This is a genomic window from Streptomyces venezuelae, assembly GCF_008642375.1.
Classification (GTDB): Bacteria; Actinomycetota; Actinomycetes; order Streptomycetales; family Streptomycetaceae; genus Streptomyces; species Streptomyces venezuelae_G.
In genome coordinates this window covers 751,583-765,506 of sequence record NZ_CP029194.1, presented here as the reverse complement: position 1 = coordinate 765,506, position 13,924 = coordinate 751,583, and the positions used below count along the sequence as shown (strand labels likewise).

The window sequence follows — 13,924 nt, the reverse complement described above, 5'->3', positions numbered from 1 at the left end:
CGGCCCGGCGGACGGGCCGCGTGGCGGAAATCCGTGCGCGGCTCCGCCGCCGAGGCGGGTCGGTCGATCCTCATCACTCCTTCGGGTGTACGGAGGCATCCGGATGCGGCCGCGCGCCGAATGGCCTGTGTGGGTCACCGACCGGTGGACCCCGGAGCCTCAGGAGTGAGCATGAACACCCAGACCTGCCGCCGTGCCGCCATCGCCGTGACCGCCGCCGTGCTGTTGCCGCTGGGTCTGACCGCCTGTTCGGCCGGTGCGGCGAGCGACGGGGCGGCGGCTCCGGCAGCCGCCTCGTCCGGGCCGGGCGCCGTCGGCACGACGGCCGGCGACCCCTTCGGCCCCGGGTGCGCCTCGGTGCCCGAGGAGGGTGCCGGCTCCTTCGACGGGATGGCGAAGGAACCGGTGGCGACCGCCGCGTCGAACAACCCCGAACTGTCCACGCTGGTCGCGGCCGTCAAGCAGGCGGGTCTCGTCGACACGCTGAACAACGCGAAGGACATCACGGTGTTCGCGCCGACCGACGCCGCATTCGCCAAGATCCCGAAGGCCGACCTGGACAAGGTCCTCGCCGACAAGGCGATGCTGAAGGACATCCTCACGTATCACGTCGTGGGCCGGAAGCTGACCCCGCAGCAGCTCGAGAACGGCTCCTTCGAGACCCTCCAGACGGGCACGCTGACCACCGAGGGCTCCGGCGAGTCCTTCACGGTCGACGACTCCGCGAAGGTGGTCTGCGGCAACGTCCCCACCGCCAACGGCACGGTCTACGTCGTCGACACCGTGCTGATGCCTAAGTAGGCCCGGCACCCTCCCGAGCCGTACCGGTGTTCTCCGGACCCGTCGCGCGCCGGCTGAGCTCGCCCGGCCACCACGCGACGGGGCCGAGGTCCCGGACGAGGGCCGGCACGAGCAGCGAGCGGACGACGAGGGTGTCCAGGAGCACGCCGAACGCGACGATGAAGGCGATCTGCGCCAGGAAGGCGAGCGGGATGACGCCCAGGGCCGCGAAGGTGGCGGCCAGGACGACACCGGCGGAGGTGATGACCCCGCCGGTGGCGGTCAGACCGCGCAGGACGCCCTCCCGGACCCCGTGCCGCAGCGACTCCTCACGGACCCGGGACATCAGGAAGATGTTGTAGTCCACGCCGAGCGCGACCAGGAACACGAACCCGTAGAGCGGCACCGAGGAGTCCGTACCGGTGAATCCGAAGACGTACCGGAAGACCAGGGCCGAGACCCCGAGCGTCGCGAGGAAGTTCAGGGCGACCGTGGCGACGAGCAGCAGCGGCATCAGCAGGGAGCGGAGGAGGCCGACGAGGATGGTCAGGATGACGGCGAGCACCACCGGAACGATCAGCGTCCGGTCGCGTTCGGCGGTCCGTCGGGTGTCGTAGCGCTGTGCCGTGTAGCCGCCGACCAGGGCGTCGGCCTGCGGCACGGCGTGCACGGCCGAGCGGAGCCGGGCGACGGTCGCCGCGGCGGCCTCGCTGTCCGCCGCGTCGGACAGGGTCACGTCGATCCGGACCCGTCCGTCGACGACCAGCGGCGCACCGGCGCCGGGCCGGCCCGAGGCGGTCACGGCGTCGGCCGAGTCCACTCCCTCGACGTTCTCGGCAGCCGCCGTCACCTCGGCGAGCGAGCCGGCCCCGGCGATCACGATCGCCGGGTTGCCCGCCCCGCCCGGGAAGTGCCGGCCGAGCGTCTCCTGCGCGGCCACGGAAGGGGCGTCGTTCACGAAGATCTCGTCGAGCGGAACCCCCTTGGACTCCAGGACCGGGGCGAAGGCGGCGCAGGCGAGCAGTCCGGCGAGCGTCGCCGCCCAGACCTTGCGCGGGGCCCGGTCCACCAGGGCGGCGACCCGCCGCCAGATGCCGGTGCCGCCGCCCTCGGCGTCGGCCGGGCGGGGCTTGGCCGGCCAGTACGCGGCGCGGCCGAGCAGGACCAGGACGGCGGGCAGGAAGGTCAGGGTGCTCAGGACCGCGCAGACGATGCCGATGGCGCCGACGGGTCCGAGGGCCCGGTTGTTCGTCAGATCGCTGAACAGCAGCGCGAGCAGGCCGAGCGCCACGGTGGCCGCGCTGGCCGTGATCGGCCCGGCAGACCGGCGCAGCGCCGCACGCATGGCGGGGAAGCGGTCGTCCTCGTGGCGGGCGAGCTCCTCGCGGTAGCGGGCGGCGAGGAGGAGGGCGTAGTCGGTGGCGGCGCCGATCACCAGGATGGACAGGATGCCCTGGACCTGACCGTCGACCCGGACGATGCCGTGGTCGGCGAGGACGTAGACGACGGCGCAGGCCAGGGCGAGGGAGAGCACCGCGCCGACGATGATGACCAGGGGCAGCAGCACGCTGCGGTACACGAGCAGCAGGATGAGCAGCACCGTCACCAGGGCGACCGCGAGCAGCAGCCCGTCGATGCCGGCGAAGGCGTCCGACAGGTCGGCCTGGGTGGCGGCGGGACCGGCCAATTGCACGGTGGTCCCGGGTACCGCGGAGGCGGCCTCGTCGATCGCTTCGAGCGTGGGCGCCAGCTCCTCGCCGAGGTCGGGACGGAGCTGGACGACTCCGCGCAGCGCCTCGCCGTCCTCGGAGGGCAGGGCCGGGGACGGGGAGCCGACGATCCCGGGCCGACCGGTGAGCGTGGCCAGCGCGCCGGTGGCGGCGGTCTGCGCCTCCGGACCGAGCTGCCCGCCGGCGGGCGCGGTCCAGACGACCAGCGCGGGGAGCGTCTCCTCCTGGCGGAAGGCCCGCTGGGCCTCGATCACCCGGGTGGATTCGGCGCTGCGCGGGAGGAAGGCGGCCTGGTCGTTGGTGGCCACCTCGCCGAGCTTCCCCGCGTAGGGGCCGAGGCCGCCGCCGACGGCGAGCCAGAGGACGAGCAGGACGAGGGGCAGCAGACGGGCGGCCCATCGCATGGGGCGGGTCATGCGGACTCCAGGGAGGGGTCTCTCGGTACGGAACCAGTATCTCAAGGAGAAAGAATCTCAATGATTGAGAGAGATTGAATCATGGGGAACCGCACGAAGGGGCACGGGGTGGCGAGAGGCTGCGCGACGGCCCGGTCAGCGGCGTGGGACGCGCAGGTCGCCGAGTTCCTCGTTGAGCGCTTCCAGGAAACGCACGGCCGCGGCGAGCTCCTCGGCGTCGAACCGCAGCCGGGCCCGCTCCGCCGCCTGCGCCAGCGGCATGAAGTAGCTGCGTGCGGCGGCCTTCGCACCGTCCACGTAGTGCACGTGGACGACCCTGCGATCGGCGCTCTCCCGGGAGCGCCGGATGTGCCCGGCCCGTTCGAGCCGGTCGAGACAGGCCGTGACCGCTCCCGAGGTCAACCCCAGGTGCTCCCTCAGACGGCCCGGTGTCAGCGGCTCAGGGCTGTCCAGGACGACCGAGAGCGCCTGCACGTCCGTGGGATGCAGTCCCTGCGCGGCCGCGAAACCGTGCACCAGCCGGTTGATCTCGCCGTTCGTGCGCCGCAGCGCCCGGGCGAAACTCTGCGCGTCACCCGGCGCGCCCCCGGGCGCGGTTCCACCGGTCTCGGAATCCTCTGTACTGGCCACATGATCAGCCTATAGAAGCCGGCCTGCGCGGCCGGTCCATGGGTGGCGCCGGCACCGCACCGCCGTCCTCCTTCCAGGTGAATCGGCCCGTCCGGAGCGCCTTCGATGCCGAATGGGGAACATGACCCTCTCCGAGTCACCACGTGAGCCGACCCGCACGGACCGGCTCCTGGCCGCCGTCGGCGGCCTGCTCGCCGGATACGTCTCGCTGGCCGTCGCGGACATCGTCGCCCACTGGGTACGGCCCGAGGCGAGCCCCGTCCCCGCCGTCGGCGGCGCCGTCGTCGACCACACCCCGGCGGCCGTCAAGGAGTGGGCGATCCGCGAGTTCGGCGAGGCCGACAAGGCCGTCCTCCAGCTCGGCATCCTGGTCATCCTCGGGATCCTCGCCATCGGGATCGGGCTCCTCGCCCTGCGCCACCGCCTGCTCGGCTCGGCGGCGGTCGGCGCCTTCGGCGTCCTCGGGGCCCTGGCCGCCGTCACCCGCCCCGACTCGGACTCCGCCCTCGACGCCGTGCCCTCGCTCGTGGGGGCCGTGGCGGGCGCGATCCTGCTCTTCGGCCTGATCGGCCTCCTCTTCGCCCGGAGAGCCCGCACGGGAATCGGGGGCGCCCGCGCCGACCGCCGGAACTTCCTGGTCGTGGCCGCGTCCGCCGGCCTCGCGGCGACCGGCGCCGCCGCCGTCGCCAGGGCGATCGGCAGCCCCGCCGAGGAGAACGCCGCCGCATCCCGCGCGGCCCTGAGGCTGCCGGAGCCCGCGTCCCCCGCCCCGCCCGTACCCTCCGGAGCCCAGCTCCGCGTCCCCGGCATCAGCCCCTTCGTCACACCCAACCGCGACTTCTACCGGGTCGACACGGCGCTCGTCGTGCCCCGGGTCGACGCCGACCGCTGGCGGCTGCGCGTCCACGGCAGCGGCGTACGCGAGGAACTCACCCTCACACTGCGGCAGCTGATGACCCGGCGGATCGTGGAGCGGGACATCACCCTGGCCTGCGTCTCCAACGAGGTCGGCGGTCCGTACGTCGGCAACGCCCGCTGGCTCGGCGTCTCCCTCGCCGACCTGCTCCGCGAGGCCGGCGTCCGGCCGCCGTCCGAAGGCGGTCCCGCCGACCAGCTCGTCGCCCGCTCCGTCGACGGCATGACCATCGGCACCCCCGTCGAGGCCGTCATGGACGGCCGAGACTCCCTCCTCGCCTTCGGGATGAACGGCGAACCCCTGCCCTTCACCCACGGCTTCCCCGTCCGCATGCTCGTCCCCGGCCTGTACGGATACGTCTCCGCCTGCAAATGGATCACCTCGATCGAGCTCACCACCTTCGACGCCTACGACGCCTACTGGGTCCCGCGCGGCTGGGCCGCCCAGGCACCCGTCAAGACCCAGTCCCGCATCGACACCCCGCGCCCCCTCGCCCGCCCCGCCGCCGGCACCGTCATGATCGCCGGGGTCGCCTGGGCCCAGCACCGGGGCATCCGCCGGGTCGAGGTACGGATCGACGAAGGCCCCTGGCGCGACGCCCGGCTCGCCGCCGAGGACAGCCCCGACACCTGGCGCCAGTGGACGTACCCCTGGGAGGCCACCCCCGGCCGCCACACCCTCACCGTCCGGGCCACCGACGGCACCGGCGTCACCCAGCCGGAAGAGCGCACCGGCACCATGCCCGACGGGGCACAGGGATGGCACTCGGTGGACGTGACGGTGAAGTGACCGGGGAACCACGGGGGATGACGGGGGATGACCGGGAACGACGCAGAATGACGGTCCGGTGCCGGACAAGATGCGTAACGAAGCGGTTCAGCCGGTCCGTTCGAGCCCATCATGAGGGAGACTGCTTCCGTGCGTGGACATCTTCCGGACGAGAACCCTGGGTTCGTGGGGCGCCGCACGGAACTGGGCCGAATATCCGCCGCGTTGGCGGAGCACCGCCTCGTCACCGTGACCGGCGTCGGCGGCGTCGGCAAGACCCGGCTCGCGCTGCGCTCCGCGCACCGCGTCGCCGAACGGTTCCCGGACGGCGCCTGGTGGACCGACCTGACCCCCCTCGACGGCGACCGGCTCCTCGTCGCGCTCGTCGCCGACTCCGTCGACCTCGCCGACCACACCCCCGGCATGGCGACCACCGCGCTCTGCCGCAGACTCGCCGAGGACCGGCTGCTCCTCGTCCTCGACTCCTGCGAGCACCTCGCCGGACCCTGCGCCAGGCTCGTCGCCGAACTGCTCGCCGCCGCCCCCGGCCTCACCGTCCTCGCCACCAGCCGCAGCCCCCTCGGCGTCGAGGGCGAACGGATCATCGCCCTCGACCCGCTGCCGCCCGCCGGGCGGGACGCCCTGGAGCTGCTCCGCAGGGCCGCCGGGGAGGACTTCCCCGCCGCGGGGCCCGCGGGCGAGATCTGCGTACGCCTCGAAGGCATCCCCCTGGCCCTGGAGCTGGCGGCGGCACAGATCCGCCTCCAGGGTGCCGAGGCCGTCCGGGACCAGCTCGGGACCCGCTTCGACACCCCGCCGGGAGCCCGGTTCGACCTGCTCGCCCACACCGAGCGGGTGTGGCCGAGCCGGCACCAGACCCTGCGCGCCGCCATCGGCTGGAGCCACGAACTGTGCGCCCCGCTCGAACGCCTCCTCTGGGCCCGCCTCTCCGTCTTCCGCGGCCCCTTCGACGTGGCGTCGGCCCTCGCCGTCTGCTCCGGCGGCCCGCTGACCCCCGCGACCCTGCCGGAGGCCCTCGACGGACTCGTCCGCTCCTCGGTGGTCCGCCCGCCGGACGCCTCAGGCCGCCACCGCATGCTCGACACCATCCGCGCGTACGGGGCGACCTGGCTGGAGCGGACCGGCGAGACCGGGACCGTCGCAGACCGGCACGCCGCCCACTTCCGGGGCCTCGCGCGCCGCGCGGACACCGAATGGCACGGCGCCCGCCAGCTCCGCTGGTACCGCAGCGTCGACGCCCACCACACCGACCTCCGCACCGCCCTCGACCGGCTGCTGCGCACCGACCCCGACGCGGCCCTCGACCTCGTCGGCTCCGTCGCCTTCGCCTGGTCCTGCCGTGGCCGCCTCCGGGAGGCCCGCGACGGCATCGAACAGGCCCTGCTCCTCAGCGGCTCGCGCGGCCGGGCCCGGGCCCGCGCCCTCTGGGCGCTCGGCGTGACCCTCGTCCTCCAGGGCGAGTTCGGCCCGGCCCAGGACGTCAGCGAACGCTGCGCCCGCGAGGCCCGCTACACGGAGTACGAGGAGGCCCTGGAGACGGAGCGCGCGGACGCGCCCGGCCCGGACCGTGATCCGTATGCGGAGGCCGGGCGGCCCCGGCCGGGCGACCTCACCCTGGACGCCGCCGCCCTCGCCGGCCTGCTCGCCCTGACCACCGGCCGCCCCATGGCCGCGTTCGTCGTCGTGGACCACGTCCTCGACGCCGTGCCCGGCGGACCGGCCGACTCCGCGGCCCGGCTCCGCTGCGGCCTCGTGCGGGTCTTCGCCCTCACCGGCCTCGGCCGGCTCGCCGAGGCCCGCGAGCGGGCCCTCGCGCTCAGGGCCCTCTGCGAGCAGCTCGACGAGCACTGGACCCGCACCGCCCTGGAGTACCAGCTCGCCCTCACCGGCCTCCTGGAGGGCGCACCCGCGGACGCCGCCGGACACGCCCGCGCCATGCTCGAAGGCACCCGGAGGCTCGGCGCCAGCCTGGGTGTCGCCCTCGGCCTCGACGTCCTCGCCACGGCCCTGGCGGCCGCCGGCGACGGCGAGCGGGCGGCCGACGTCTCCGGCACGGGGGAGGCCTACTGGCGCTCCACCGGCCAGCCCCGGCGAGGCCTGCCCGGTCTGCGGGCCCTCCGAGAGAAGTACACCGACACGGCCCGCGCGACGATCGGCGAGCCCGCGTACGAGGAGATCTTCCTGCGCGCCCTCACGGGCCTCCCGCAGGACGGCCTCGACCGGGCACTCCGCGGCTCCGCAGAGGCCTGACGACGACGGCTCCGCAGAGGCCTGACGGCGACGTGGGCGCCCGCCCCCGCCCCACCGACAGGACACCCCGAGGCGCCCGGCGCACCATGAGGGCATGGACGGATCCCTGAGCGCGTTGGGCGGCGTCAGCGGGCCGGGACGGCTCGCAGGCCCCGAGGAGGGCATCTCCGGCCAGGAGCTCGCCCTTGCGGCCCGCAACCACGGGCTGCCACTGGAGGCGCTGCGGTACGACGTGACCCCGCCCGGCCTCCACTACGTCCTCGTGCACTACGACATCCCCGCCACGGACCCGGACGGCTGGCGGCTCACCGTCGGCGGCCGGGTCCTCAGGCCGCTCTCCCTGGACCTCGGCACGCTGCGCGCCCGCCCCTCCGTCACCCGCCGCGTGACCCTGGAGTGCGCCGGGAACGGCCGAGCCCGCCTCACTCCCCGGCCCGTCAGCCAGCCCTGGCTCGTCGAGGCCGTCGGCACGGCCGACTGGACGGGCGTCCCGCTCGCCGCGCTCCTCGCGGAGGCCGGGACCGCCGAGGACGCCGTCGAGGCCGTGTTCACCGGCGCCGACCACGGGGTGGAGCGGGGCGTCGAACAGGACTACCGGCGCAGCCTGCCCCTCCGGGTCGCCGCGGACCCGGCACGGGACGTCCTCGTCGCGTACGCGATGAACGGGGAGCCCCTGCCCCCGCAGCACGGCAGCCCGCTCCGGCTCGTCGTCCCCGGCTGGTACGGCATGGCCCACGTGAAGTGGCTCCACGACATCACGGTCACCGCCGTCCCGTACACCGGCTTCCAGCAGAGCGTGGCCTACCGCATCAGGACGGCGGCGGAGGGGGACGACCCCGGGGCGCCCGTCACCCTCATCGCGCCCCGCGCCCTGATGATCCCGCCCGGCTTCCCGGACTTCATGTCCCGTGCCCGGGTCGTCCGCCCCGGGCCCGTCCCGCTCGCCGGGCGCGCCTGGTCCGGCCACGGAGCGGTCACGCGGGTGGAGATCGGCGAGTTCGGGGAGGGGGCCGGCGAGGCCGGCGGTGCGGTCTGGACCGACGCCGTGCTCGACCGCGACCCTGCGAACCCCTGGGCCTGGTCGTCCTGGCGCACGACCTGGACCGCGACCCCGGGGCACCACCACCTCACGGTGCGGGCCACCGATGCAGAGGGGCACGTCCAGCCGCTCGCCGCTCCGTGGAACCGCGGCGGCTTCGCCAACAACCTCGTCCAGCGCGTCGAGGTGTTCTGCACCCCCGAAGCCGCCGAGGCCCCCGAAGCCGCCGAGGTCTCGTAAGGCGCCGAGGCCCCCGAAGCGCCCGAAAACCCCGAAGCCTCCGCCCCCTCCGAGGCGCCCGCGTCCTGACCCGCGGCCCGGCAGGGGCCGGGCGACACCCCCGGGCCCCGGTGCGTAGAGTCGACCCCGGTACACCGCAACCCGCCCCGACGAGGAGACCCCCGTGACCGACCCGGCGTCCACCGCCCTCCAGCAGCAGATCGCCCGGGACCTCGAGGTGTCCGACACCTTCGACCCGGCCGTGGAGATCGAGCGCCGCGTGGCCTTCCTCGCCGAGCGCCTCACCTCCACCGGGCTGCGCTCCCTCGTCCTCGGCATCAGCGGCGGCGTCGACTCGACCACCGCCGGCCGGCTCTGCCAGCTCGCCGTCGAGCGGGTCCGGGCCGCCGGCCACGACGCGACCTTCTACGCCATGCGCCTGCCGTACGGCGTCCAGGCCGACGAGAGCGACGCGCAGACCGCCCTCGGCTTCATCCGCGCCGACCAGGTCCTCACGGTGGACGTGAAGGCCGCCAGCGACGCGGCCCTGGCGGCCTGCCTCGCGGGCGGGGTCGCCTTCCGCGACGCCCACCACGAGGACTTCGTGCAGGGCAACATCAAGGCCCGCCAGCGGATGATCGCCCAGTACGCGGTCGCCGGCGCCCACGACGGTCTCGTCGTCGGCACCGACCACGCCGCCGAGGCCGTCTCCGGCTTCTTCACCAAGTTCGGCGACGGCGCCGCCGATGTCGTCCCGCTCACCGGTCTCACCAAGCGGCGCGTCCGCGCGGTCGCCGCCGAGCTCGGCGCCCCCGCCGAGCTGGTGTGGAAGGTCCCGACGGCCGACCTGGAGACGCTGGACCCGGGCAAGCCCGACGAGGACGCGCTCGGCGTCACGTACGACGACATCGACGACTTCCTCGAAGGCAAGCCGGTCGCGGAAGCCGCCTTCGCCTCGATCGTCCGCCGCTACGAGCTCACCGAGCACAAGCGGCAGCTGCCGATCGCCCCCTGAGCGGTCCGCGGCGCTTCGGCGGATCCTGGAAGGGGGCCTCGGACGAGTCCCCCGGAAGGGAGCCCGTCATGTTCGGCGAGACCTCGGCATTCAGCGGCTTCTCGGTCGACGACCTCGACGCCGCCCGCCGGTTCTACGGCGAGACCCTCGGCCTGAAGGTGGAGGAGCAGGGAGAGGGCGAGATGCGCATGCTCTTCCTGACCCTGGCCGGCGGGACGCGGATCTTCGTCTATCCCAAGGAGAACCACACCCCCGCCTCGTACACGATCCTCAACTTCGAGGTCGACGACATCGAGCGCGCCGTCGACGACCTGGCGGCGCGCGGGGTGACCCTCGAGCGCTATCCCGACTTCGAGGCCGACGAGAAGGGCATCGTGCGGGACGAGGACGGCGGACTGTCCATCGCCTGGTTCACGGACCCGGCGGGCAACGTCCTCTCCGTCCTCCACGGGCATCCCTGACCGGGGAGGCTGACGCGCCCCGCCCCCGAACGGCCCGGCCGGAGGTGCGCCGGGGCCGTGCGCCGTCTCGAATGGGAAGGTGACCGCGCCGCCCGACGACTGCCTCGCCCGCAACGAGTGGATCTGCGGCGCCTACGTGTCCACGCGCGACGAGATCCTGACGGACGCCGTCGTCCAGCACCTCCAGCTGACCGGCGTCTCCGTCGCCCTCGCGCTGCTGCTCGCGCTGCCCCTCGCGGTCCTCGCGCGCCGCTGGCGCTGGGCGGCCGGGCCCGTGCTCGGGATCACCACGGTCCTGTACACGATCCCGGCCCTCGCGATGTTCTCGCTGCTCCTGCCCGTGTACGGCCTCTCCGCCGCCCTGGTCGTGGCCGGGCTCGTCCTGTACTCGCTCACCCTCCTCGTACGGAACATCCTCGCCGGCCTCCGGGCCGTCCCCGAGGAGACGCGGCAGGCCGCGCGCGGCCTCGGCTACGGGCCGGTCCGCCTCCTCCTCGCCGTCGAACTTCCCCTCGCCCTGCCCGCGGTCATGGCCGGGCTGCGCATCGCCACCGTCTCCGCCGTCTCCCTGGTCACCATCGGCGCGATCGTCGGACACGGCGGCCTCGGCAACCTCATCTACGCGGGGATGAACACCTACTTCAAGGCCCAGGTCCTCACCGCCTCCGTCCTCTGCGTCGTCATCGCCGTCGTCGCCGACCTGCTCCTCCTCGGCGCGCAGCGGCTCCTCACCCCGTGGACGCGGGTGCAGGCCGCGTGACCACGCTGACCGACGCCTGGTCCTGGCTCACCACCGCCGCGCACTGGTCCGGCGAGAACGGCATCGGGCAACGGCTCGTCGAGCACCTGTTCCTCACCGTCGTCTGCCTCGCGCTCAGCTGCCTCGTCGCCCTGCCCGTGGCCCTCGTCCTCGGTCACCTCGGCAAGGGCGGCGGACTCGCCGTGAACCTCGCCAACGCGGGCCGCGCCGTGCCCACCTTCGCCGTCCTCGTCCTCCTGCTCCTCAGTCCCCTCGGCCCGTACGGCGAGTGGCCGACGATCATCGCGCTCGTCCTCTTCGCGGTGCCCCCGCTGCTCACCAACGCGTACGTCGGGATGCGCGGCGTCGACGCCGACGTCGTACGGGCCGCCCGGGGCATGGGCATGACGGGAGGTCAGACCCTCGCCAGGGTCGAGCTGCCGCTCGCGCTGCCGATGGTCCTCACCGGCGTACGCATCGCCGCCGTCCAGCTCGTCGCCACCGCCACCGTGGCGGCGCTCGCCGGCGGCGGCGGCCTCGGACGGATCATCACGGCGGGGTTCAACCTCGCCTCCACCCCGCAGGTCGTCGCCGGCGCCCTCCTCGTCGCCGCCCTCGCGCTCCTGGTGGAGGGCGTCTTCGAGGGTGTCCAGCGCCTCGCGCCCGCCGGGGCGCGGGGGAGCGGCGCGTGAGGCCGCCCCGCGTACGGCTGCTGCTCGCCGCCTCGGTCTCCCTCGCGCTGTCGCTCTCCGGCTGCGCCGAGGGCCCGAGCCTGGAGGAGCAGGGCGAGGTCACGGCGCCGCCCGGCGACAGCCGCCGTCTGGTCGTCGGCTCGGCCGGATTCACCGAGAGCGACCTGCTCGCCCAGATGTACGCGCTGCTCCTGGAACAGGCCGGCCACCGCACGAAGGTCCTCTCCGTCACCAACCGCGAGCTGTACGAACCCGCGCTGGAGAACGGCCGGATCGATGTCGTGCCGGAGTACGCGGCGACCTTCGCCGACTGGCTGAACGCCAAGGTCAACGGGGCGCAGGCGCCGACCGTCGGCTCGCCCGACCTGACCGCGACCATGACGGCCCTCCGCGCGCTCGCCGGACCGCGCGGGCTCACCGTCCTCGACCCCGGCCGCGCCGTCGATCAGAACGCCTTCGCCGTCACCGCCGCCTTCGCCGCCGAGCACCGCCTGAAGACCCTCAGCGACCTCGGCGCCACCGGTCTCCCCGTCAGGCTGGCCGCCGGGGACGAGTGCGTCCAGCGGCCGTACTGCGCGCCCGGCCTGACGAAGGTGTACGGGATCGAGGTGACCGCCGTCGATCCCAAGGGCGTCGGGACGACCCAGGCGAAGCAGGCGGTCCAGAGCGGTGAGAACCAGCTGGTCCTCACGACGACCACCGACGCCACGCTCGACGAGTTCGGGCTCGTCCTGCTCGCCGACGACAAGAACCTCCAGAACGCCGACCACATCGTGCCCGTCGTCAACCGCGCCCGCGCCGGGAGCGCGGACGTCACCGGGGCCCTCGACCGCCTCAACACCGTCCTGACCACGGCCGATCTGGCAGCACTCAACGAACGGGTGGACAGCTGGCGCCGCCTCCCCGAGGACGTGGCGCGCGACTACCTCGCCGACAAGGGTCTGATCCCGCGCTGACGGCCGGAGCAGGGAAGTCAGCCCGCTGAACTGCGTCTCTTGTCATGACCCTTGCGGGGCGCTCCGGAGCCCTGCTATTCATTCGTTAGGAAGGTTTCCTTCCAATCTGACCTCGTTCATCTCGTTCATCGTTCCGGGAGACCCCCATGACTTCGGCACGATCCGTACGACCCCGTCCCCGACCCCGCACCGGACTCCGGCGCCTCGGCGTCGCCACCACCGCCCTCGGCACCCTGCTCCTCGGCCTCGCCGCCGCACCGCCCACCGTGAGCGCGGCCCCCACCGCCGCCACCCCCGCCGGGATCAACGGGCAGCTGAAGGTCTGCGGCACCAAGCTCTGCAACCAGTACGGCAATCCGATCCAGCTGCGCGGCATGTCCAGCCACGGCACCCAGTGGTACGCCCAGTGTCTGACGGGCGGTTCCCTCGACGCCCTCGCCAAGGACTGGAAGGCCGACGTCCTGCGCGTCTCCACGTACGTCCAGGAGGACGGCTACGAGACCGACCCCCGCAAGTACACCGACCTGGCCCACTCGCTCATCGAACAGGCCAGCGCACGCGGCATGTACGTGATCGTCGACTGGCACATGCTCGACCCCGGCGACCCCCACCACAACCTCGCCCGTGCCAAGACCTTCTTCACCGAGATAGCCAAGCGGCACGGCTCCAAGACCAACCTGCTCTACGAGATCGCCAACGAGCCCAGCGGCGTCTCCTGGTCCCGGATCAAGAGCTACGCCGAGCAGCTCATCCCCGTCATCCGCGCCAAGGACGCCGAGACCCCGGTCCTCGTCGGCACACGCGCCTGGTCCTCGCTCGGAGTCTCGGAAGGGGCGAACGAGTCCGAGGTCGTGTCCAACCCGGTGAACGCGGCCAACATCATGTACACCTTCCACTTCTACGCGTACTCCCACCGGGAGGAGTACCTGAACACCCTCTCCCGCGCCGCCGACAAGCTGCCCGTCTTCGTCACCGAGTTCGGCACGCAGAACTACGCGGGCGAGGGCGCGAACGACTTCACCATGACGAAGAAGTACCTCGACCTGATGGCCGCGAAGAAGATCAGCTGGGTCAACTGGAACTTCTCCGACGACGAGCGCAGCGGCGCCGTCTTCAAGCCCGGCACCTGCGCCGCCGGCGGAAGCTGGACCGGCACCGGCTCCCTCAAGCCCGCCGGCGTCTGGATCCGCGACCGCATCAGGACGGCGGACTCCTTCCCCACCTCCTGACCGTGATACGCCCCCGCCATGTGATCCACTGTCCTGGCGGGGGCGTACCGATCACGAGCAGGA

Annotated in this window: 12 protein-coding genes; 10 read left to right on the top strand and 2 right to left on the bottom strand. The window is 73.5% G+C overall.

Going from position 1 to position 13,924, the window contains the following annotated elements; all coding sequences use genetic code 11:
• The first annotated feature begins 171 nt into the window (after window positions 1–171).
• Entirely contained in the window at window positions 172–801 is a 630-nt protein-coding gene (locus DEJ46_RS03450; protein WP_150264099.1) for a fasciclin domain-containing protein, read from the top strand.
• Here the strand turns inward: DEJ46_RS03450 and DEJ46_RS03445 are convergent.
• Window positions 794–2,926 (bottom strand): MMPL family transporter, encoded by a 2,133-nt coding sequence (locus tag DEJ46_RS03445; RefSeq protein WP_150264098.1) that lies wholly within the window; start codon window positions 2,924–2,926, stop codon window positions 794–796. The genes DEJ46_RS03450 and DEJ46_RS03445 overlap by 8 nt on opposite strands.
• 135 nt (window positions 2,927–3,061) lie before the next feature.
• Window positions 3,062–3,556 (bottom strand): MarR family winged helix-turn-helix transcriptional regulator, encoded by a 495-nt coding sequence (locus DEJ46_RS03440; RefSeq protein ID WP_150264097.1) that lies wholly within the window; start codon window positions 3,554–3,556, stop codon window positions 3,062–3,064.
• 121 nt (window positions 3,557–3,677) lie between these two features.
• Between DEJ46_RS03440 and DEJ46_RS03435 the strand changes: the two genes are divergently transcribed.
• From DEJ46_RS03435 to DEJ46_RS03395, 9 genes are all read left to right on the top strand, one after another.
• Window positions 3,678–5,261: a molybdopterin-dependent oxidoreductase gene (locus tag DEJ46_RS03435; RefSeq protein ID WP_150264096.1), complete on the top strand. Its 1,584-nt coding sequence runs from the start codon at window positions 3,678–3,680 to the stop codon at window positions 5,259–5,261.
• Between the two features lie 111 nt (window positions 5,262–5,372).
• On the top strand, window positions 5,373–7,511 hold the full coding sequence (locus tag DEJ46_RS03430) for an ATP-binding protein (RefSeq protein WP_150264095.1): 2,139 nt from the start codon (window positions 5,373–5,375) through the stop codon (window positions 7,509–7,511).
• Window positions 7,512–7,605: 94 nt separating this feature from the next.
• Window positions 7,606–8,790 (top strand): sulfite oxidase, encoded by a 1,185-nt coding sequence (locus DEJ46_RS03425; RefSeq protein ID WP_150264094.1) that lies wholly within the window; start codon window positions 7,606–7,608, stop codon window positions 8,788–8,790.
• A gap of 163 nt (window positions 8,791–8,953) precedes the next feature.
• On the top strand, window positions 8,954–9,784 hold the full coding sequence (gene nadE / locus DEJ46_RS03420; RefSeq protein ID WP_150264093.1) for an ammonia-dependent NAD(+) synthetase: 831 nt from the start codon (window positions 8,954–8,956) through the stop codon (window positions 9,782–9,784).
• Between the two features lie 68 nt (window positions 9,785–9,852).
• Window positions 9,853–10,245, top strand: a complete 393-nt coding sequence (locus tag DEJ46_RS03415) for a VOC family protein (protein WP_150264092.1) — start codon at window positions 9,853–9,855, stop codon at window positions 10,243–10,245.
• Between the two features lie 79 nt (window positions 10,246–10,324).
• Entirely contained in the window at window positions 10,325–11,005 is a 681-nt protein-coding gene (locus tag DEJ46_RS03410) for an ABC transporter permease (protein WP_150264091.1), read from the top strand.
• A complete protein-coding gene (locus DEJ46_RS03405) occupies window positions 11,002–11,676 on the top strand; it encodes an ABC transporter permease (RefSeq protein ID WP_150264090.1) in 675 nt (224 codons plus the stop codon). Before DEJ46_RS03410 ends, DEJ46_RS03405 begins: the two co-directional genes overlap by 4 nt.
• Complete coding sequence (locus tag DEJ46_RS03400) at window positions 11,673–12,632, top strand: ABC transporter substrate-binding protein (RefSeq protein WP_150264089.1); 960 nt, start codon at window positions 11,673–11,675, stop codon at window positions 12,630–12,632. The genes DEJ46_RS03405 and DEJ46_RS03400 overlap by 4 nt, the downstream gene beginning before the upstream one ends.
• 146 nt (window positions 12,633–12,778) lie before the next feature.
• A complete protein-coding gene (locus tag DEJ46_RS03395) occupies window positions 12,779–13,861 on the top strand; it encodes a glycoside hydrolase family 5 protein (protein WP_150264088.1) in 1,083 nt (360 codons plus the stop codon).
• Window positions 13,862–13,924: the final 63 nt, after the last annotated feature.